This is a genomic window from Mesorhizobium sp. P2_B11, assembly GCF_056404855.1.
Window position 1 is genome coordinate 539624 of the sequence record NZ_JBFUDF010000003.1, and the last position, 20803, is coordinate 560426.

The 20803-nt window shown below is 63.4% G+C and carries 21 protein-coding genes and 1 pseudogene; 10 read left to right on the forward strand and 12 right to left on the reverse strand.

Features of this window, described 5'->3' with window-relative positions; genetic code table 11:
• Positions 1-2: 2 nt before the first annotated feature.
• The 6 genes from thiC to AC1DYJ_RS11180 are packed head-to-tail and all read left to right on the forward strand — an operon-like array spanning position 3 to position 5173.
• Positions 3-1838, forward strand: coding sequence for a phosphomethylpyrimidine synthase ThiC (gene thiC, locus AC1DYJ_RS11155; RefSeq protein ID WP_477280748.1), 1836 nt, complete (start codon positions 3-5; stop codon positions 1836-1838).
• Positions 1838-2833, forward strand: a complete 996-nt coding sequence (gene thiO, locus AC1DYJ_RS11160; RefSeq protein WP_477281723.1) for a glycine oxidase ThiO — start codon at positions 1838-1840, stop codon at positions 2831-2833. The genes thiC and thiO overlap by 1 nt, the downstream gene beginning before the upstream one ends.
• Positions 2802-2999, forward strand: coding sequence for a sulfur carrier protein ThiS (gene thiS, locus AC1DYJ_RS11165; RefSeq protein ID WP_477280750.1), 198 nt, complete (start codon positions 2802-2804; stop codon positions 2997-2999). The genes thiO and thiS overlap by 32 nt, the downstream gene beginning before the upstream one ends.
• A gap of 1 nt (position 3000) precedes the next feature.
• On the forward strand, positions 3001-3774 hold the full coding sequence (locus AC1DYJ_RS11170; protein WP_477280752.1) for a thiazole synthase: 774 nt from the start codon (positions 3001-3003) through the stop codon (positions 3772-3774).
• A complete protein-coding gene (locus tag AC1DYJ_RS11175) occupies positions 3771-4376 on the forward strand; it encodes a thiamine phosphate synthase (protein WP_477280754.1) in 606 nt (201 codons plus the stop codon). Before AC1DYJ_RS11170 ends, AC1DYJ_RS11175 begins: the two co-directional genes overlap by 4 nt.
• Entirely contained in the window at positions 4367-5173 is an 807-nt protein-coding gene (locus tag AC1DYJ_RS11180; protein ID WP_477280756.1) for a hydroxymethylpyrimidine/phosphomethylpyrimidine kinase, read from the forward strand. Before AC1DYJ_RS11175 ends, AC1DYJ_RS11180 begins: the two co-directional genes overlap by 10 nt.
• On the opposite strand, the pseudogene AC1DYJ_RS11185 reads toward AC1DYJ_RS11180, so the two are convergent.
• Positions 5128-5278: pseudogene (locus tag AC1DYJ_RS11185) on the reverse strand (helix-turn-helix domain-containing protein); the annotation flags it as partial. The gene AC1DYJ_RS11180 and the pseudogene AC1DYJ_RS11185 overlap by 46 nt on opposite strands.
• A 347-nt stretch (positions 5279-5625) precedes the next feature.
• Between AC1DYJ_RS11185 and AC1DYJ_RS11190 the strand changes: the two are divergent.
• Together AC1DYJ_RS11190 and AC1DYJ_RS11195 are read left to right on the forward strand one after the other, a co-directional pair.
• Positions 5626-8187, forward strand: coding sequence for a GcvT family protein (locus tag AC1DYJ_RS11190; RefSeq protein WP_477426067.1), 2562 nt, complete (start codon positions 5626-5628; stop codon positions 8185-8187).
• A 94-nt stretch (positions 8188-8281) separates the two neighbouring features.
• Positions 8282-9127 carry a DUF1194 domain-containing protein gene (locus AC1DYJ_RS11195; protein ID WP_477280759.1) on the forward strand — a complete coding sequence of 282 codons (846 nt, stop codon included), beginning with the start codon at positions 8282-8284 and terminating at the stop codon, positions 9125-9127.
• Between the two features lie 3 nt (positions 9128-9130).
• On the opposite strand, the gene AC1DYJ_RS11200 is transcribed toward AC1DYJ_RS11195, so the two are convergent.
• Positions 9131-9979 (reverse strand): hypothetical protein, encoded by an 849-nt coding sequence (locus AC1DYJ_RS11200; RefSeq protein ID WP_477280761.1) that lies wholly within the window; start codon positions 9977-9979, stop codon positions 9131-9133.
• Between the two features lie 81 nt (positions 9980-10060).
• On the opposite strand from AC1DYJ_RS11200, the gene AC1DYJ_RS11205 reads away from it, so the two are divergent.
• Complete coding sequence (locus AC1DYJ_RS11205; protein WP_477280763.1) at positions 10061-10855, forward strand: class I SAM-dependent methyltransferase; 795 nt, start codon at positions 10061-10063, stop codon at positions 10853-10855.
• Positions 10856-10904: 49 nt separating this feature from the next.
• On the opposite strand, the gene AC1DYJ_RS11210 is transcribed toward AC1DYJ_RS11205, so the two are convergent.
• The 3 genes from AC1DYJ_RS11210 to AC1DYJ_RS11220 all read right to left on the reverse strand — a co-directional run bounded on the left by AC1DYJ_RS11210 (position 10905) and on the right by AC1DYJ_RS11220 (position 12877).
• Positions 10905-11843 (reverse strand): GlxA family transcriptional regulator, encoded by a 939-nt coding sequence (locus AC1DYJ_RS11210; RefSeq protein ID WP_352560327.1) that lies wholly within the window; start codon positions 11841-11843, stop codon positions 10905-10907.
• Between the two features lie 349 nt (positions 11844-12192).
• Positions 12193-12327, reverse strand: a complete 135-nt coding sequence (locus AC1DYJ_RS11215) for a hypothetical protein (RefSeq protein WP_112565447.1) — start codon at positions 12325-12327, stop codon at positions 12193-12195.
• Positions 12328-12691: 364 nt separating this feature from the next.
• Positions 12692-12877 carry a hypothetical protein gene (locus AC1DYJ_RS11220; RefSeq protein ID WP_023700331.1) on the reverse strand — a complete coding sequence of 62 codons (186 nt, stop codon included), beginning with the start codon at positions 12875-12877 and terminating at the stop codon, positions 12692-12694.
• A gap of 203 nt (positions 12878-13080) precedes the next feature.
• Between AC1DYJ_RS11220 and AC1DYJ_RS11225 the strand changes: the two genes are divergently transcribed.
• Positions 13081-13980 carry a LysR substrate-binding domain-containing protein gene (locus AC1DYJ_RS11225; protein WP_023670389.1) on the forward strand — a complete coding sequence of 300 codons (900 nt, stop codon included), beginning with the start codon at positions 13081-13083 and terminating at the stop codon, positions 13978-13980.
• A gap of 1 nt (position 13981) precedes the next feature.
• On the opposite strand, the gene AC1DYJ_RS11230 is transcribed toward AC1DYJ_RS11225, so the two are convergent.
• From AC1DYJ_RS11230 to AC1DYJ_RS11260, 7 genes are all read right to left on the reverse strand, one after another.
• Positions 13982-14947 carry an alpha/beta hydrolase gene (locus AC1DYJ_RS11230; RefSeq protein WP_477280765.1) on the reverse strand — a complete coding sequence of 322 codons (966 nt, stop codon included), beginning with the start codon at positions 14945-14947 and terminating at the stop codon, positions 13982-13984.
• Positions 14948-15199: 252 nt separating this feature from the next.
• Positions 15200-15367, reverse strand: coding sequence for a hypothetical protein (locus AC1DYJ_RS11235; RefSeq protein ID WP_477280767.1), 168 nt, complete (start codon positions 15365-15367; stop codon positions 15200-15202).
• A 280-nt stretch (positions 15368-15647) separates the two neighbouring features.
• Positions 15648-17717, reverse strand: coding sequence for an ASKHA domain-containing protein (locus AC1DYJ_RS11240; RefSeq protein ID WP_477280768.1), 2070 nt, complete (start codon positions 17715-17717; stop codon positions 15648-15650).
• A 10-nt stretch (positions 17718-17727) separates the two neighbouring features.
• Positions 17728-18699 (reverse strand): methyltetrahydrofolate cobalamin methyltransferase, encoded by a 972-nt coding sequence (locus tag AC1DYJ_RS11245; RefSeq protein ID WP_477280770.1) that lies wholly within the window; start codon positions 18697-18699, stop codon positions 17728-17730.
• 76 nt (positions 18700-18775) lie between these two features.
• Positions 18776-19867, reverse strand: coding sequence for a methylenetetrahydrofolate reductase (locus AC1DYJ_RS11250; protein ID WP_477280772.1), 1092 nt, complete (start codon positions 19865-19867; stop codon positions 18776-18778).
• Positions 19864-20460 carry a methylenetetrahydrofolate reductase C-terminal domain-containing protein gene (locus tag AC1DYJ_RS11255; RefSeq protein ID WP_477280774.1) on the reverse strand — a complete coding sequence of 199 codons (597 nt, stop codon included), beginning with the start codon at positions 20458-20460 and terminating at the stop codon, positions 19864-19866. Before AC1DYJ_RS11255 ends, AC1DYJ_RS11250 begins: the two co-directional genes overlap by 4 nt.
• The gene (locus AC1DYJ_RS11260; RefSeq protein ID WP_181055962.1) at positions 20453-20755 is read right to left on the reverse strand and encodes a virulence factor; all 303 of its coding nucleotides are present in this window, start codon (positions 20753-20755) and stop codon (positions 20453-20455) included. Before AC1DYJ_RS11260 ends, AC1DYJ_RS11255 begins: the two co-directional genes overlap by 8 nt.
• Positions 20756-20803 lie beyond the last annotated feature (48 nt).

Genomic DNA, 20803 nt, shown 5'->3' on the forward strand with positions numbered 1-20803 from the left:
CAATGAATGCCTTTACCCCCGCCGTTTCGACGGGACCGCTGCCTGCCTCCCGCAAGATCCACAAGCCCGGTATCCTGCATCCGCACATCGCAGTGCCGATGCGCGAAATCTCTGTTCATCCGACGGCCGGCGAGCCGCCGGTCACCGTCTACGATCCATCCGGCCCCTACACGGATACGGCTGTCGAAACCAGCATCGAAAAGGGCCTTGCCCGGCATCGCCACGAATGGATCACGGCGCGTGGCGACGTCGAAGCCTATGACGGCCGCCATGTGCTGCCGGAAGACAACGGATTTGCGACCGGCGAGCGCCTGACGCCGGAATTTCTGGTTCGCAACCGACCGCTCAAAGCCAAGGCAGGCAAGGCGGTGACGCAGCTTGCCTACGCACGCGCCGGCATCATCACGCCTGAGATGGAGTTCGTCGCCATCCGCGAGAATCTCGGCCGCGAGATGCTGCGCGGCCAGTTGCAGCGCGACGGCGAAAGTTTTGGCGCTGATATCCCCGACTTCGTCACCCCGGAGTTCGTGCGCGACGAGGTGGCGCGTGGGCGGGCCATTATCCCTGCCAACATCAATCATCCTGAAAGCGAGCCGATGATCATCGGCCGCAATTTCCTGGTGAAGATCAACGCCAATATCGGCAACTCGGCGGTCACCTCCTCGATGGCCGAAGAGGTGGAAAAGATGGTGTGGGCGATCCGCTGGGGCGCCGACACGGTGATGGACCTTTCGACCGGCCGCAACATCCACAACATCCGCGAATGGATCGTGCGCAATGCGCCGGTGCCGATCGGCACGGTGCCGCTCTATCAGGCGCTCGAAAAGGTCGGTGGCATCGCCGAAGACCTGACCTGGGAGGTTTATCGCGACACGCTGATCGAGCAGGCCGAGCAGGGCGTCGACTATTTTACCATCCATGCCGGCGTGCGGTTGCACTACATCCCGCTCACCGTGAACCGGGTCACCGGCATTGTCTCGCGCGGCGGCTCGATCATGGCCAAATGGTGCCTGCACCACCACCGCGAAAGCTTCCTCTACGAGCATTTTGCGGAGATCTGCGACATCTGCCGCGCCTACGATGTGTCCTTCTCGCTCGGCGACGGCCTTCGTCCGGGCTCGATCGCCGACGCCAACGATGCCGCGCAATTCGCCGAACTGGAAACGCTCGGCGAACTGACGCAGATCGCCTGGGCCAAGGACTGCCAGGTGATGATCGAAGGCCCCGGCCACGTGCCGATGCACAAGATCAAGCAGAATATGGACAAGCAGCTCGCCGTTTGCGGCGAGGCGCCGTTCTATACGCTGGGGCCGCTGACGACCGACATCGCGCCCGGCTACGACCACATCACGTCGGGCATCGGCGCGGCGATGATCGGTTGGTTCGGCACCGCCATGCTCTGCTACGTGACGCCGAAGGAACATCTCGGCCTGCCGGACCGCAACGACGTCAAGATCGGCGTGATCACCTACAAGATCGCGGCGCACGCCGCCGATCTGGCCAAGGGCCATCCGGCGGCGAAACTCAGGGACGATGCCCTTTCCCGGGCCCGGTTCGAGTTCCGCTGGGAGGACCAGTTCAACCTGTCGCTCGATCCCGAAACCGCGCGTTCCTTCCACGACCAGACCTTGCCCAAGGAGGCGCACAAGGTGGCACATTTCTGCTCGATGTGCGGGCCGAAATTCTGCTCCATGCGGATCTCTCACGACATCCGCGCCGAGGCGCAGAAGGAAGGCATGGCCGCCATGGCGGCGAAATATCGTGCCGGAGGCGACCTCTATATGCCTGCGGATGAGACCGGCTCACCGGCAATTCCGGCAGAGGCGCCGGCGCCGTGATGAGGGTGCTGGTCAAAGGGGCCGGCGTCGCCGGCCTCACCGCCGCCTTCGAGCTCGCCGGGCGGGGCGCCAGCGTGGTCGTTGCGGAGACAAGGCAAAGCCTTGGCGGCAATGCGTCGTGGTTTGCCGGCGGCATGCTGGCGCCCTGGTGCGAGCGTGAAAGCGCCGAGCAGCCGGTTCTGGACCTTGGACGCGGCGCGGCCGACTGGTGGGAGGCGGCAACACCTGGCCAGGTGACACGGGCTGGGACACTGGTCGTCGCGTCGCCAAGCGATGCAGGTGAACTCGACCGGTTTGCCAGCCGCACGTCGGGCTACCGGCGTGTCGACGAAGACGAAATAGCGCTTCTCGAGCCGGATCTCGCTGGCCGCTTTCGCCGCGGACTGTTCTTCCCCGGCGAGACCCATCTCGACCCGCGCCAGGCGATGGTGGCACTCCATGGAAAGCTCACAGCCATGGGCGTCGAATTCCGCTTCGGCACCGATGGCGATCAGCTTTCCGGTTTCGATCGCCAGATCGATTGCAAGGGAATGGCGGCGGTCAACGACGGGCTGCGCGGCGTTCGCGGCGAGATGCTGATCCTGCGTACGCCTGACATTTCGCTGTCGCGACCGGTCCGGCTGCTTCATCCTCGCTTTCCGCTCTATCTGGTGCCACGCGCCGACCAGCGTTTCATGGTCGGCGCGACGATGATCGAAAGCCGGTCCGAAGAACCGGTTTCAGTCCGTTCGATGATTGAGTTGCTCAGTTCTGCCTGCGCCCTGCATCCGGCATTCGGCGAGGCTGGCATCATCGAGACCGGCACCGGTCTTCGTCCAGCCTTTTCAGACAATCTTCCGCGCGTCGAGGTTTTTGGAAACGCGGTCGCGATCAACGGACTGTATCGCCATGGCTTTCTTCTCGCGCCCGCTATGGCGCGGCTGGCGGCCGAACGCGTCTTCAATGACGACAAGGAGCGTGCGCATGAAACTGACCGTCAACGGCGAAGTGCTTGAGTTCGCCACCACGACGTTGGCGGGCCTGCTCGCCGCGCTCGACTATGAAGGCGACTGGCTGGCGACCGCCGTCAACAGCGAAATCGTCCACAAAGCCAACAGGGCGCAGTTCCAGTTGAGCGACGGCGACCGGATCGAAATTCTTTCACCGATGCAAGGAGGCTAGAATGTTCGAGCTTTTCGGAACAACACTGTCGTCCCGGCTGCTTCTCGGCACGGCGCAATATCCTTCGCCCGCCATCCTTGCCGAGGCGGTCAAGGCATCGGGCACGTCGGTGGTGACCGTTTCGTTGCGGCGCGAGATGGCAGGCGGCAGGGCTGGCGAGAAATTCTGGTCCCTGATCGGCTCGCTCGGTGTGAAAGTCCTGCCCAACACGGCGGGCTGCCATTCCGCCAAGGAAGCCGTCACGACGGCCAGGATGGCGCGCGAGGTCTTCGGCACCTCCTGGATCAAGCTCGAAGTGATCGGCAACCACGATACGCTGCAGCCTGACGTGTTCGGCCTGGTCGAGGCCGCGCGCATCCTGGGCGACGACGGTTTTGCGGTGTTCCCCTATACGACCGATGACCTTGTCGTCGCCGAGCGTCTGCTCGAGGCGGGCTGCAAGGTGCTGATGCCGTGGTGCGCGCCGATCGGCTCAGCCCTTGGGCCGGTCAACATTGGGGCGCTGCGCTCGATGCGCGCGCATTTCCCCGATGTTCCGTTGATCGTCGATGCGGGGCTTGGACGGCCGTCGCATGCGGCAACCGTGATGGAACTCGGTTTCGACGCGGTGCTCCTGAACACCGCGGTTGCCAAGGCGGCCGACCCGGTGGGCATGGCGCGCGCCTTCGGCAAGGCAGTCGAAGCCGGCCGCGAAGCTTTCGGTTCGGGACTGCTCGAGCCGCGCAATGTCGCCATGCCATCGACGCCGACCTTCGGCAGGGCGATTTTCTCATGAAGCTCGATCCCTTCTACCTGATCGTCGACAGCGCTGCCTGGGTCGAGCGGCTGATACCGCTCGGCGTCAGGCTGGTGCAGCTTCGCATCAAGGACATGGACGGGGGCCTGCTGCGTGCGGAAATCCGCAAGGCCAAGGCCTTGTGCGCCCGACACAACTGCCAACTCATCATCAACGACCACTGGCGCCTGGCAATCGAGGAGGGTTGCGACTTCGTCCATCTCGGCCAGGAGGATCTGCAGTCCGCCGACCTCGCACAGATACGCGCGACAGGCACACGGCTCGGACTGAGCACGCATGATCACGCCGAACTGCAAATGGCGATGGCCGCCAAACCCGACTACATTGCGCTTGGCCCCGTCTATCCGACCATCCTGAAGAAGATGAAATGGGCGCCGCAGGGGCTTGAACGGATCGGCGAATGGAAGAGCCGGGTCGCGCCCACCCCATTGGTCGCCATTGGCGGCCTCAATCCTGACCGGCTCGGCGGCGTTTTCGATGCTGGCGCCGACAGCGCCGCGGTGGTCACGGACATTACGCTCAATCCAGATCCCGAAGCGCGCGCCGGGGAATGGATTGAAAAGACGAACCGATGGCGCTGAGGCAGGAACCGCATGTGCTTGTCGTCGGCGGATCGGATTCCAGCGGCGGCGCCGGACTTGCGCGCGACATAGAGACGGTATCTTCCGTCGGTCTGCGCACCTGCCTTGCCGTCACAGCGGTAACGGTGCAGACCCACGACGCTGTCAGCGACATCCTTCATCTGCAACCCGATCTCGTCGCCGATCAAATGCGGGCGGCGTTGCAAGCCAATGAAGTTGGGGCCATCAAGATCGGCATGCTGGCAACCGCGCCGATTACCGCTGCCGTCGCCGCCGTGCTGCGTGAAAATCCATCGATACCGGCAGTGCTCGATCCGGTGATGGCTTCCACGTCGGGCCGGGCGCTTCTGGCGGCCGATGCCGTCGCTGTCATGAAGCGCGATCTGATGCCGCTTTGTCGCCTGGTCACGCCAAATCTGCTCGAACTGGCGCTGCTGGTCGGCGCCGAGCCGGCGGCGGATGAGAACGGCCTCGTGAGACAGGGCCGGGAATTGCTGGCCGCCGCCAGCGCTCAGGCTCTGCTGATCAAGGGCGGGCATGCGAAAGGGAACAGGTCGACTGACATCCTGCTGATTCCGGGCAGGGAACCGGTCCGCTTCGACATGCCGCGCCTTGGTGTAACGATGCGCGGGACGGGCTGCATGCTGGCCAGCGCGATCGCGGCGCATCTGGCGAAGGCGAGGGCGCTGGAAGACAGCGTGCGCGACGGCAAGCAACTGGTCTTCCAGGAGCTTCTCAAGGCCGGCGTCGCTCACGCGTCGCCAGGCAATGCCGGCCCGCGCCGTTCGGCCATGTAGCGGCCCGGCGAGGTCCCGAGCGCCTTCCTGAACATGGTCACGAAACTGCCTGCGCGTTCATAGCCGGTCGAGCGCCACGCTCTGGATCGAAGCGCCGGTGGCCATGCGCTGCAGCGACGCCACCCTGGTCGCGCGTGTCGCTGGCGAAGCACATCTTGGCGCGGTTGCCGCCGAAATATCCTCCCTTGCCGCCGCCGGCGCGTATTTCGTGCTGACCGGCAAGGCGCAGTCGATCCAACATCTGAGCCGCGTTTTGAAAACCGCAGGCGTCGGCTCGTCGCGGATCAAAGCCAAGGCCTATTGGGCGCCTGATAAGACCGGGCTGATTGAGCCCGGCCAAGACATTCTGCCCCGTCGTCGCTCGGCTTTTTGCCGATGTCGCAAACAGGCTTCAATAGCCCTGCCGGTCCGCCCTATAGTCCGCCCGCTTTATTCCTTTGGAGTCGCGGGCAATGGCAGAGTTTCCGAAACAGGCGAAGGTCGTTATCGTCGGCCTGGGTGGTATTGTCGGCGCATCGATCGCCCATCACCTGATCGAACGCGGCTGGACCGATATTGTCGGCATCGACAAGTCGGGCATCCCGACCGATATCGGCTCGACCGCGCACGCCTCCGACTTCTGCTACACGACCAGCCACGACTATCTCTCGGTCTGGACGACCCAGTACTCCATCGATTTCTACGAGAAGATGGGTCACTACGCCCGCATCGGCGGTCTCGAAGTCGCGCGATCAGGCGACGACACCTGGATGGAAGAGATCAAGCGCAAGCTTTCCTCCGCCAAGGCGTTCGGCACCCGCGCGCATTACGTCTCGCCCGCCGAGATCAAGGCGATGTTCCCGCTGATCGAGGAAGATCAGGTGATGGGCGGTATGTTCGATCCCGACGCCGGCCTCGTCATCCCGCGCTCGCAGACGGTTGCCGGCAAGCTTGTCGATGCTGCCGAAAAGTCCGGCAAACTCCAGGTCTTCGGCAACACGCCGGCCACTTCGCTGATCGTCGAGGGCGGCCGCATCAAGGGCGTCGTCACCCATCGCGGCACCATCATGGCCGACCATGTCGTCGTCTGCGCCGGTATCTGGGGCCGCCTCATCGCCGAAATGGTCGGCGAAGACCTGCCTGTCATGCCGGTCGACCACCCACTGACCTTCTTCGGCCCGTACAACGAGTTCGAGGGCACCGGCAAGGAAATCGGCTTCCCGCTGCTGCGCGACCAGGGCAACTCGGCCTATATGCGCGACACTGGCGACCCCAAGACCACCGAGGGCGGCCAGATCGAGTGGGGCTACTACGAGCAGACCAACCCGCGCCTCTGCCACCCGCGCGAGCTCCTGGAAAAACATGAGGCGCGCCTGTCGCCGTCGCAGCGCGACCTTGACATGGAACAGATCATGGAGCCGCTCGAGCGCGCCATGGAGCTGACGCCAATCCTTGGCGAGATCGGTTTCAACGAGAGCCACTCCTTCAACGGCCTGCTGCAGGTTTCCGCTGCCGGTGGCGCCTCTTGCGGCGAAAGCCAGAAGGTGCGCGGCCTATGGTACTGCGTCGCCATCTGGGTCAAGGACGGCCCCGGTTACGGCAAGCTGATCGCCGACTGGATGACCGACGGCCGCACCGAGATCGACCATAACTCGATCGACTATGCCCGCTTCTACCCGCACCAACTGGAAGAGAAGTTCATCGAAGGCCGTACCTTCGAGGCGGCCCAGAAGATCTATTTCCCGGCCGTTCATACCCGCGAGCCCTATGCCACCGGCCGCAACGTCAAGCGCTCGCCGTTCTACGAGCGCGAGGTCGAGCTCGGTGGTTACTTCATGGAACTCGGCGGCTGGGAGCGCGCGCATGGCTACAAGGCCAACGAGCACCTGCTGGAAAAATACGGCAACCGCGTGCCGGTGCGCGAGAACGAGTGGGACTCCAGGCACTTCTGGCGCGTCTCCAACGCCGAGCATCTGGCGATGAGCGACGATTGCGGCATCGTCAACCTTAGCCACTTCCACATGGTCGACATCGAGGGACCCGACCATGTCGAGCTCCTGGAATGGCTCTGCGCCGCCAAGATCGGCGGCGATGGCAATATCGGCAAGGGCGTGTACACCCACTTCCTCGACGACGAGGGGATGGTGCGCGCCGACTTCACCGTCTTCCGCATGGCCGACCGCTGCCGCCTGGTGAACGGTGCCGATGCCGGCCCGCGCGACTTCCACTACATGAAGCGCGTCGCCGAGGATCGTGGCCTCGACGTCACCATCACCGATACCTCGGAGAAATTTGTCACCGTTGGCATCTGGGGCCCGAACGCCCGCGAGACGCTGAAGAAGGTGGTGGCGGACCCTGATGGGCTCGACATCGAGAATTTTGCCTTCGCCGCGATCAAGCAGATCGAGATCGCGGGCAAGCCGGTCACCGCTTTCCGCATCTCCTATGTCGGCGAGCAGGGCTGGGAACTGCACATGAAATACGAAGACGGCCTTGCCGTCTGGGATGCGCTGCGCTCGACCGGCGTTATGGCCTTCGGTGTCGAGACCTATGCCAATTCGCGCCGCATGGAAAAGAGCTTGCGCCTGCAGAACGCCGACCTGCTGACCCAGTACAACCTCATCGAGGCGGACCTTGCCCGCCCGAAGGTCAAGGACGTCGATTTTCGCGGCAAGGCCAAGCATCTCGAGTACAAGGCGCGCGTGCACCAGCCCGCCATGCTGTGCACGCTCGTCATGACTGAAAACACCGACAAATCAGGCGTGAAGCGCTACCCGGTCGGAACACTGCCGGTCATGGATCCGGAGACCGGTGAAGTGCTGGTCGACGAACTCGGTCGCCGCTCCTACACGACCTCCATCGCCTTCGGCCCGACCGTCGGCAAGAACATCGCGCTGGCGTATCTTCCTCACGCTTACTGCCAGCAAGGTCGAAAGCTGAACGTCGAGTATTTCGCCGAGACATATCCGGTCGAAGTCGTCGGCATTGGCTACAAGCCGCTCTACGACCCGGAGAACCTCAAGCCGAGAAGTTGAGCGGAAGCTGCAATCGCGGAAGTATGAATGCAAAGCCCGGCTCATGGCCGGGCTTTTTGCTTTGTCGGCCGCTGATTCTCGCTTACCTTGCGGCATGTCTGCTTTTTCGCGCGCAAGACATCTCCTCTCGGGCAGCGCCGCGCTGGCGCTGGGGCTCTGGCTGGCGTCAGCAGTTGATGCCGCCGAGCCGGTCGATGTCGAGCTGGTGCTGGCCGTCGACGTCTCGCTGTCGATGTCGCCGGCCGAACTCGAAATACAGCGTCACGGCTACGCCGCGGCGCTGACGCACGACAATGTGCTGCAGGCGATTGCCGATGGCGCCTATGGCAAGGTCGCCGTCACCTATGTCGAATGGGCGGGAGCGACCACGCAGGTGGTCGTCGTGCCGTGGACGGTGATCGCCAGCCGGGCCGATGCCGAGCGGGTTGCGGCGCAGCTTTCCGCTCATCCGCCGGCCAGCGCCCGGCGCACCTCGATTTCCGGCGCGCTCGAATTCGGCAGCGATCTCTTCGCCGAAAGCGGCTTTCGGGGGACGAAGCGCGTCATCGATATTTCCGGCGACGGACCCAACAATCAGGGCGCGCCCGTCGACATCACCCGCGATGCGGTGGTCAAGCAAGGCATCATCATCAACGGCTTGCCGCTGATGACGCGCGGCGGCGGGTTTGGCGGCTACGACGTCAACAATCTCGACCGCTACTACAGCGACTGCGTTATCGGCGGGCCTGGCGCCTTCATGATCCCGGTCAATGACTGGACGCAGTTTCCCGAAGCGATCCGCCGCAAGCTGGTGCTGGAACTGGCCGGCCCTGCTTCACCGCAATGGGCCCGGGAGGAAGCCGCTCACCCGCCGGTGGTGCTGGCGCAGAACCGGCCGACCGATTGCCTGGTCGGCGAAAAAATGTGGCGCGACCGCAGCTGGATGTTCGACGCTCACTAGGCTTCAGGACAATGCGTTGCGGATCAGGCGGTCCAATGCGTCCGCCATGCGCGGCGGGGACGCGACTTCCCCGGCGTCGAGCGGGATCCTGCCAGGCGTCTTGTTGGCGTCCATCAGGTAGGTCTTGCCGTCATGCACGGCGAAGTCGAACTTGCCATAGTCGAAGCCCAGCTCTTTGCGTCGACGGCGCAGGTCGTCGGGAACAGGACAGATTTCGCTGCGAAACACCGTCGCGCCCTTGATGATGCGGTCGCGTGAGACGAAGCGACCGCAAAAATCATAGTCGCCGCAGAAGACCCAGTAGCGCAGGCCGAACCCGTCCGGCTCGATTTCAGGCAGGAACCGTTCGACCAGCAGGGCCGGGTCATCGAAAGCTGCTGGCGGCACCAGCGACGGGCTCTCGAACACCTCATACTCCTTCATCACCAGGGCGTCGGGGAACGGTGCGGGCGTTCCCGCCCGCGCGGCGCGAGCGTTTATGCGTGCTTCCGGCAGGCCGCCGCAGTTCAGGTCGCCCTTGACGATGACCGGGCCTTTCCAGCCGTCACCTTGGATCACCCTGGCGACGCTGATACGACGTTTCGAGATATCGCTTACACCGACATTGAGGCAAAGCGGGAAGCGTTGGCCATATTCGCTGTAGGCCGGTTCGACCCGCGTAGCGTCGACGTGAAGAATAGCCGCATCGCCCCTCGCACGGCTCGATGGCCCCTGGGCGATCTCCCACGAATGGCCGTGCCGGCGCAGTTCCCCGAGGATGCCGTAGATCATGTAGCTGCTTTGCGCGCGTCGGAAAATCTTGCGCTCGAGCAAGCGGTCATGCTCGTGGGTGATCACCACGATGTGCGCCATTGTGGCCCCCCGGCCGCTTCCGTTTCAGCAAGTGGTAATATAAAGCCCTGTTCCGGGGAACTACAAAAGGGGGTGATCGGCATGTCCGACCTTTGGGCACAAATCGGCAGAACGTGGGATCTGTTCAAGCCGCCGATGCGGCCGCATGCCGATGTCGTCGGCGTGCTGAGACGCGAGCTCGATACCGATGCGGCCGACCTGGCATTGCTTGGCGTCACGCCGGAATTCGCCCGGCTCGGCAGGAGCCTGGTTGCCGTCGATGCCAACCCGCATATGATCGGCGCGCTGTGGATCGGCGACGACGCCTCCAGAAAAGCGGTTGCCGGCAACTGGCTGGACCTGCCTTTGCCGGACAAGAGCCTCGACGCCATTGTCGGCGACGGCTGCCTCTCGGCGGTGACGACCGAGGCGCAGCGGCTGAAGTGCCTCGAAGAGATGGCTCGTGTGCTACGGCCCGGCGGTCGCGCCGGCATCAGGCTGTTTGCGCGACCCAAGTCTGCGGAGCCCCTCGACGCCATCAAGGCCGATGCGCTTTCCGGTCGCGTCAAGGCGCTGGCCGAGATCGTTCTTCGCATTGCCTTGTCGCTGCCGGCTGCCGCGCCGGACTACGGCTTGAAGATGTCCGCCGTGTGGGACGCCATTGTCGACATGTTTGGCGACCGGACGGCCTTGATGGCGGCGGGCGGCTGGCAGCCGGACGATTTCGGCTTCATCAACCTCTACAAGGATTCCGACACGATCTGCTGCTGGCTGGGCGAGGATCTGCATGTGGCGGAAGCGTCGCGCTACTTCGAGGATGTCCGCCTCGTTGCCAGCGGCGATTATCCGGTGGCCGAGCGGTGTCCGGTCCTTGTCGTCAGGTCGCCACGCAAGTAGCTCGAACAGATCGAGGCGCGTCCGAGAGGACGCGCCATACTGAGAAGCTTCAAGCGGCCAAGAGCTGCTTGCGGTCGACGCGCTCCTGCTGCGGCGAGCGGGCGTAGAGCTCGCGGTAGCATTTGGAGAAATGCGAGGCCGAGACGAAGCCGCAGGCGACGGCCACCTCGACCACCGGCATCGACGACTGAATCAAGAGGTGCCGGGCGCGGTCGAGGCGGATCTCGAGATAGTAGCGGGCAGGGGACCTGCCCATCTCGGTGCGGAACAGGCGCTCGATCTGTCGGCGCGACAGGTCAACATGGTCGGCGATCTCGATCAGCGACAGCGGCTCGGAGAGGTTGCCTTCCATCAGCTCGATGATGGTTAGCACCTTGGAATTCTGCACGCCGAGGCGGGCGCGCAGCGGCAGGCGCTGGCGGTCGGTCGGGCTGCGCACGCGGTCGGTCAGCACCTGTTCGCAGACGCGGTTGACCAGATTGTCGTCGAAATCGTCACCGATCAGCTTCAGCATCATGTCGAGCGCGGCCGTGCCGCCGGCGCAGGTGTAGATGTTCTGGTCGATCTCGAAGAGGTCGGCGAAGACATTGGCCTTCGGAAAAGCCTCGGAAAAGCCCGGCAGGTTTTCCCAGTGGATGGCGCAGCGCTTGTTGGAGAGCAGGCCGGCGGCGGCAAGGATATGCGCGCCGGTGCACAGGCCCCCGACGGCGACGCCTCTGTTATACTCCTCGCGCAGCCAGGCGAAGGCCGATCTGTTCTGGTAGCGCTCGACATTCACGCCGCTGCAGACGATGGCCATGTTCGGCCGGTCCGGCCCGGCCATCTTCTTGCGTTCCTCCTCAAGCGAGGTGTTGACCGCGCATTCGACGCCGTTGGAGGCGCGCACCGGCTTGCCGTCGATGCTGGCGAGGCGCCAGCGATAGGCCTCATAGCCAAGCATGCGGTTGGCCGAGCGCAGCGGGTCGAGCGCCGTCGCAAAGGCGATCATGGTGAAGTCGGGGACGAGGAAGAATACAAACGATCGCTTGATCGGATGCTTTACGGCGTTCAAGGGAACCTCACGCAGCCATGGCGCGAACAGGATGTCGCGAACAGCATAGCGACATCAGGAAAAACCATTCCTGTCAATCGGCTAGGCGGCCAACCGGCAACTAAATTTGCGACATGGGTCGCAAATGGGCAATTGTCCGGGATGACGGGCAAAGGCTGCCGCCGGAATGAGCATCGCTATCCCGCAACATCGGCTTCAGAACGAGAAACGCCGCCTCGGTCAAACCGAAGCGGCGCTGTAATCGACTTGCCGCGGCGGCAGGGAGCGCTGCGCGGCAGTCGTGATCTCAGGCGACGAAGCCGAGGCGCACCGCATTCATGGCGCCGGTCTGGCCGGGCATGGTGTTGGCAAGGCGCTGGCGCTCGAGAGCGGTCGTCAGGTTCATTTCGCGGCGGGGGAAAAGGCGGGCAAAAAGCTTCATCATCATCTCCTATCGGTTGCTCAGACGGGTCGCCTTCGCTTGATGGAGTGGGGCAGCTCGTTTGCTGACGGTGATATAGGCGTGTGTGAGCAGAAACTAAATCGCAAATGCGAAGCGCTTGAATGGAAATGCGACATCGATTGCGACATTTCTGGGCATACTGCCTAAAATTTACGATTACTTACAACGTGTTAAGCGCGACATTTAGGCGTTATGCAACTTGCACATATGCGCCATGCAGTGGCAACATGGCTCTGAAATTCATTTGAGTGCAAATAAGTTAGGGAAGGCAAGCGGGGTAAAATAGAGAAGGCCTGCCGGGCTGGTCCGCGCGGCAGGCCTTCAGCACATGGTACACAATGGTTTACTTTGCTCCAGCCCAGGATCCGACGCCATGGCGTGCACCGGTCTTGGTGTCGGCAGCTTCAGGCCAGCCGATATCCTTCTGCAGTTCGATCGGCAGCGAGCGGATCGCACGTTCGGTCTGGAAGCGGGCGCGGGCCGCGCTGAACTCGGTCGCAAGCCGACCGATGGATGACAGGATAGACATTTCATTCTCCTTTGGTTGTGGCACGTCCCGCATGAACGCGTTTCGTCGCCGGGATATTCCGCACCGAATGCAATTTTGTGTCAGGAGCTTTTCGACCCAGGGCACGTCTTGCCTTCGATGGAGTTGACTATCCTCCCAATCTGATGTTCAATCAAACGAAATGGAATGATGCTTCACATCAGAAAAATTGAAGGTCGATCCCGATGAACGCCCCACTCAATCATCCGCTTCCGTTGCTCGATCTCGACGTCTTGCGCACCTTTGTGGCCATTGCCGAGACCGGCAGCTTCACCACCGCGGCCAATGCGGTGTTCCGCACGCCGTCGGCAGTCTCCATGCAGATCAAGAAGCTCGAGGACATTCTCGGCCGCTCGGTCTTCGCGCGCGATGCGCGCTCGGTGACGCTGACCACCGATGGCGAAATGCTGCTCGGCTATGCCCGCCGGCTTCTGTCGATCAACCGCGAGGTGGTGTCCAAGTTCATCATCCCCGAGATCGTCGGCGTGGTGCGGCTCGGTTCGCCGGACGACTATGGCGAGCGCGTGCTGCCGCATGTCTTGAAGCGCTTCGCGCAATCGCATCCGTCGATCGCGGTCGACGTCACCATCGACCAAAGCAGCAATCTGCGCCGCCGCATGGACGACCGGGCGCTCGACATCACGCTGTTGACCAATTCCTACAAGACCAGCGCGCTCGGCGCCGAGGTGCTGTTGACCGAGCCGATCGTCTGGGCCGGCGCCAAGGGCGGCAGCGCGCATCTGCGCGAGCCTTTGCCGGTGTCGCTGTGGGAAGAGGGCTGCGCCTGGCGGGCCGGCGCGCTCGATGCGTTGAGCCGTGAGGGCCGCAACTACCGCATCGCCTATATGAGCGCGCACACTGCCGGCCAGCGCGCCGCCATCATGTCGGATCTCGCGGTCGCGCCGCTACCGAAGTCGTTCCTTGGCAACGACATGGTCGAGCTCTGCCCGAAGGACGGCATGCCCGATATCGGCACCTACAATCTGGCGATGGTGGTGTCGCCGGACGCCAGCGCGCCGGTCAAGGCCGTCGCCGACCATATCCGTGCGACCTTCGAACTGTTCCGCGAAACCGGGAAGTTCTGATCTATTCCGCTGCTTCGGCAGGGCGCGCCGCGAAGGCGGTTCGCGCTCTGCGCCGGGCAGTTGCGCGCCGCCTGGTGGGCTCACCTTCAAGGAAGGTGACGATGCTGTCCCTGGCGCGACGCGCCTCCGGCATCTCGATCAGTGGCCAGACGTGGAACATGCCTTCCTCGTAGACGACGTCGATATCGACGCCGGCGGCACGCGCCTTCTCGGCAAAGATCAGATTGTCGGGGCTGAGCAGGTCGTGCGAGCCAGTCAGAAGCAGGGTCTGCGGCAGCACCGAGAGGTCGCCGTAGAGCGGGCTGATATGCCAGTCGCTGCGATCGATGCCGGCGCTGTACATGCGGATCGCTTCCAGGCCGCCTGATATACCCAGCCACGGATCGTTGCGTTCCGCCTCGAACACTTCCGGGTTGGACAGCGACATGTCGAGGCCGGGTGAAATCAGCACGTGGCGCGACGGCAAGGGCAGGCCTTCTTCGGCCGCCATCATGGTCAGCACCACGGCCATGTTGCCGCCGGCGGAATCGCCCATGAAGACGATGTCTTCGGCGTCCGTCTCATCCAGCATCTGCCGGTAGACGTCGCCGACCATGCCGAACATGGCGTGGAAATCGTGTTCGGGCGCGATCGGGTAGATCGGTATGGTGATGCCGAAACCCAGCCGTTCCGCCATCTCGGCGATCAGCCCCCAATGATAGGAGGTGATCTGGAAGACAAAGGCGCCGCCATGCATGTAGAGGATGCGCCTGCGCTCGCCGGCCTTCGGCGCGATCTCGTAGACAGGAAAACCATCGACGCTGCGCTCGGTGATATGGAGACGTTCACGCAGCAATGCTGAAGGATGATGATCCTCGGTCTTGCGTGCATACGCGATCCAGCGCTGCAGGTTCTCAGGGCTGGCAAACGCCTTCTTCCGGCTGTGCCGGAGGATGAACGAAACGATGTGGCTTTTGAAACTGGGCATTCGAATACACAAGCTCGACCGCAGCCGACTAAGAGAATTCCCCCACTATTTCGAACATCGTACCTCCAGCCGAAATGTCAAGATTTTGGCCCAACGCAAGAGGGTTGTTTGATCAACCGAGTTTGCGGTTTTCCCGCAAACGGCCTCAGCGTCGGGGCAGCAGCGCGGCACGCAGCTTGATGTCGGTCGCACCCGGGACCACGCGGCGGCCCCGGCGTTTGGTCAGCAATTTGCATTTGTCGGCGAAGGTCATCAGCGGCCCGAGCCCAGGATCAGGCGCGTCAGGTTGGCCTGGGCGTCGATGCGCGGCGACACGGGCCAGCCGAGGTCCTTCTGCACTTCAGGCGGCAGGCTGTTCATGGCACGGACGGACCGGGCATGCTTGATGGCCGCACGAAAACGGCCGAGGCTGTCGAACATCGTCATTCTCCTTTGAAGCGTTGTGACGGCGCAATAGTGCGGCCCGCCTTTCGATGTCCGTTAAATGCTTCACGTCTGTATCGGACGGATTGCGCGGACACAGCGCTTCGGTTTCCAGATCGAGGCGATCTGGAAACATTTGCATACAAACGAAATTGGGAGAATTGGCGGCCGGCCTAAAGCGCGTCGCGCCTGAACGGCCTCATGCGACGCGCTTTAGATTGTTGTTTCTATGCATGTCGTTATCCCAAAACCGCTGCGCACTTTTGGGCGACATGCATTACTCGCGGCTGCGTCTTGCCGCGTGGCCTTCGCGCGAACGTCGGCGCGGGGCGGCGTCGCCGGCGACGCCATCCTCGCTGACGGTCTTGCGTGGCGGCAATTTCACCGCCGCCGACAGTTTCGGGAACGGATCGACCTTGTTCGGCAGCGCCATGGCGTAGACGAAATGCTCCTGGAATTTCGGCTCCAGCGCGGTCTCGATCTTCTCGATGTGGCTGACCGTGTCCTCGATCTCGCGGCGATAGCCGCGATTGAGCAGCGCCATGCGCGCGCCCGCACCGGCGGCGTTGCCGACGGCTGACACCTTGTCGAGGTCGCAGTCGGGGATCAGGCCAAGCACCATGGCGTATTTCGGATCGATGAAGGAGCCAAAGGCACCGGCGAAATGGATGCGGTCGACATGCTCGGTGTTCTGCTTTTCCATCAGCAGCTTGGTGCCGGCATAGAGTGCCGCCTTGGCGAGCTGGATGGCGCGCACGTCGGTCTGCGTGATGGTGATCTTGGGTTCGCCTTCCTTCAGCACATAAGAGAAGGTGCGGCCGTTGGCGGTGACGCGCGGCGAACGCTCGGCCAACGACCCGTCGACGACGCCATCTTCGGAGATGATGCCGGCGAGATACATCTCGGCGACGATCTCGATGATGCCGGAGCCGCAAATGCCAGTGACGCCGGTCGCCTGCACGCTGTCGAGGAAGCCGGGTTCGTCGGACCACAGTTCCGAACCGATGACGCGGTATTTCGGTTCCAGCGTGTCCGGGTCGATGCGCACGCGCTCGATGGCGCCGGGCGCGGCGCGCTGGCCGCCGGAGATTTCGGCGCCCTCGAAGGCCGGGCCGGTCGGAGAAGAAGCAGCCACGACCCGCGCGCGGTTGCCGAGCACGATCTCGGCATTGGTGCCGACGTCGACGATCAGCATCATCTCGTCCTGACGGTGCGGGCCTTCCGACAGCGTGACTGCTGCTGCGTCGGCGCCGACATGGCCGGCGATGCAAGGCAGCATATAGAGACGGGCGCCCTGATTGAGCTTCAGGCCGATGTCGGAGGCCTTGATGCGCACGGCACCCGAGACGGCGAGCGCGAAGGGGGCGCCGCCGAGTTCGGTCGGATCGATGCCTAGGAACAGATGGTGCATGATCGGATTGCCGACGAAGACGGAATCCAGGATGTCATTGCGCTGGACATTGCCTTCGGCGCAGACCTTGTCGACGAGGCCTGAGATCGCCTCGCGCACGGCGACCGTCATGCCTTCGCGGCCGTCCGGGTTCATCATCACATAAGAGACGCGGCTCATCAGATCCTCGCCGAAGCGGATCTGTGGGTTCGACGTCCCGGACGAAGCAGCGACGCGGCCAGACAGCAGCGACACCAGATGCATGGCGATGGTGGTCGAGCCGATGTCGCAGGCCAGCCCATAGGCCTCGTTCTTGAGGCCGGGCCACAGCGCGATGACGCGGGCGATGTCGCTTTCTGCGTCCTTGTGGATGGCGGCGGTCGCGGTCCAGTTGCCCTTGCGCAGTATGCCTTGCACCTGCGGCATCAGGTAGAAATCGAATTCGAGGTTTTTTAAGCCCCAATCCTTCATCAAGGCGATCTTCAGGCGATCGAGATCGCCGAGCGGCTTGTGCATGTCGGGTTCTTCGATTTCGACATAGCACATGCGGATCGCCGCATCGCGGGCGATGATGCGGGTGTCGGCATCCTTGCGGATGGTCTGCGCGTTGATGACCGTGTCCTGCGGCACGTCGATGACGAGGTCGCCGAGGATCTGCGCCGAGCAAGAGAGGCGGCGCCGTTCGGGCAGGCCGCGCACGCGCTCGTAGCGCTCTTCCTTGGCGCCCTTCTGCGAAATGTGGTCGTTCGACGAGACGATCTTGTGCTTGGCGAAATTGCCTTCCTGCACCTCGATCTGGCAGCGACCGCAGGTGGCGCGGCCGCCGCAGACGCTTTCGACATAGACGCCGAGTTGGCGCGCGGCATCGAGCACCGATGTGCCAACGGGAAACCGCCCGCGCTTGCCTGACGGCATGAACAGCACGAGCGGATCGGTAATGTTTGCAGGCGAGTTCACGATTGCGCGCTTATCCTCGACCCATCCGGGCTTCACGACCGCCGCGGCGGCGGCCACCGGCAGCGGCATCACCCGGCGCGTTGACGGCGGTCGGTGCGGCTACCGCCTGGCCACCTTCGGCCGGCTTGTAGTCCTTGTAGGTCCTGATCCAGTTGGTGCAGTTTTCGTCGGTGCCGTTCAGCACATTGGCGCCGCGCACGGCTTCCATTTCCTGCGGCCGCACCGGGTTCATGATGGCGCTCGTCATGCCGGCGCCGATCACCATCGGGATGAAGGCGGCGTTGATGCCGTGGCGGTGCGGCAGGCCGAACGAGATGTTGGAGAGGCCGCAGGTGGTGTTGACCTTGAGCTCTTCGCGCAGGCGGCGCAGCAGCGCAAACACCTGTCGGCCGGCATCGCCCAGCGCGCCGATCGGCATCACCAGCGGGTCGACGACGACGTCATGCGCCGGAATGCCGAAATCGGCGCAGCGCTCGACGATCTTCTTGGCGACGGCGAAGCGCACGTCCGGATCCATCGAAATGCCGGTCTCGTCATTGGAGATGGCGACGACCGGGACGTTGTACTTCTTGACCAGCGGCAGGATGGCTTCGAGCTTTTCTTCCTCGCCGGTGACGGAGTTGACCAGCGGGCGGCCCTTGGCGACCTTGAGAGCGGCCTCGATGGCGGCGGTGACGGAGGAGTCGATCGACAGCGGCAGGTCGACCAGGCCCTGGACGATCTCCAGCGTCTGCACCAGCAGGCCCGGTTCAGTCTCGTTCGGGTTGACCGAGGTGACGCCGGCATTGACGTCGAGCATGGTGGCGCCGCAGGCGGCCTGTTCCAGCGCGTCCTTGATGACGGTCTCGAAATTGCCGGCGATCATCTCGGCGGCCAGCTTCTTGCGGCCGGTCGGGTTGATGCGCTCGCCGATGACGCAGAAGGGCTGGTCGAAGCCGATGATGATCTCGCGTGTCGCCGAGGCGACGATGGTCCGGGTCATGAAGTCTCTCCGCCTGATATAAAGTGCTCTTTATATCGTCTCTGGTTTCGTTCCAGGGTCTGGTGCTCGGCCGGGCTTAGTGCGCGGTCTTTACCATGTCCACCTGCGTTTCGGTAATCTCGTCATGCAATATGTGGTCGAGCCGGTCGGCGACCATCTGGTCGTCGCGGCGGATCTCGCGTTTCCATGGCTGGCGGCCCTTCAACACACCCGATTCATCGACGATCTCGGCGACATATTCCTCCTGGCGGTAGGCCATCACATGGATGCCGGCGACGCCTGGAATTTCCTTCACTTCGTTGATGATGTCGGTGCAGAGCTGCTTGCCTTCCTTTTTCTGGTCCTGCGCGCCTTCCAGCCGCTTGATGATGGTATCCGGGATGTGGATGCCCGGCACGTTGGAGCGGATCCATTTGGCCGTCTTGGCCGAGGCCAGCGGGCCGACGCCGCACAGGATGAAGACTTTTTCCGTATGCCCCAGGTCCCGCGCCTTCTGCATGAAGGTTTTGAACATCGGCACGTCGAAGCAGTATTGCGTCTGTACGAACTGCGCGCCGGCGGCGATCTTCTTGCCGAGATGGATCGGGCGGAAATCGAAGGGCGGCGCGAAGGGATTGACGGCAGCACCGAGAAAAATCTGCGGCGGCGTCGTCAGCTTGCGGCCGGACAGGAACTTGCCGTTGTCGCGCATGATGCGGCAGGTCTCGAGCAGCGACATGGAATCGAGATCGAAGACAGGCTTGGCGCCGGGCTGATCGCCGGCCTGCACGCCGTCGCCGGTCAGGCACAGCATGTTGGCGACGCCCATCGCAGCACCACCCAGCACATCGCCCTGGATGGCGATGCGGTTCTTGTCGCGGCAGGCGATCTGCATGATCGGGGCATAACCCATGCGGGTCAAAAGCGCACAGATGCCGACCGACGACATGTGGCAGTTGGCGCCGGAAGCGTCGACGGCATTGATGGCGTCGACCCAGCCGTCGAAGATTTTCGCCCTGTTGTAGACATCTTCGGGATCGGCGCTGTCGGGCGGGTTGAGCTCGGTGGTGACGGCGAACTCGCCGCGCCGCAGCACGCGCTCCAGCCGGCCGCGGGACGAGTGGCCGGGCAGGGGATCGAGCGGCAGATGGATGCCGGCCGGGTTTTCGTCGCGCTGGCGGGCGATCATGCGGCGGCTCCAGTCTTGGGCGCCTGGGCGGCTTCGCGGGCAGTTGCGGCCTGCGCGGTGACCCGCAGCCAGGCTGAGGTTTCGCGCAGCGACTGGTCGACGGGCTTCTGCACGGTCAGGATATTGTCGCCATGCACCATATTTTTGGAGCCTTCCCAGGCCTTGACCCAGACACAAGGCATGTCGGGCTCGACCTCGCAATTGCCATTGGCGCGCACGCCGCCGCACGGGCCGTTGCGCAGCTGCTTCGGGCAGTTCATCGGGCACGACATGCCGGTCGAAGACAACACGCACTGGCCGCACATGCGGCAGTCGAACATGAAGCCCTTGACGCGCTTTTCGACGAACTTGATCGGGGCTTCAACGCGGCCATACCCGATGCCCTTCCACAGCGGATGCAGCAGCAAGAACATGTCGGCAAACCGGGAATAGAACCATTCGAGCAGGCGCGAATGGCGGATCGACCACAGCCGGACCGCAAACGAGCGCTGCACGCGCCGCTGCGGCGACACGTCGGCCGGCTTATAGTCGGATTTCGGCGCTGCCTTCTTGACCAGGGTGGCCTGGGTAACCGCCGGATTCGTTTCAGACATTTTCTTTCCCGCCCGCCTTGACCAGAGCGACCAGCCGCTCGCGGTCGTATTTTGCGTCGATGTCGCTGAAAGCCTTCTCGACCTCGGCTTCGAGATCGTCGCCGACGGGAACCGGTTCGGCCTTGCGCCATTCGGCGAGATAATCGTCGGTGCCGCCGGCGCCGGTGCGCATGGCGCACATGTCGATCGCCTCGGTGAAGCGCAGCGGCAGTTCGCGCTTGGCGTTCTGCCGGCCCTTCTTGACGATCACCTGGGCGGGTATGTCGCGCCAGTAGACGACGATCAGATCGGCCATGAAATTCTCACTCCCTGCCGAGCGCTGTGCGTCCGCTTGGACGTACGA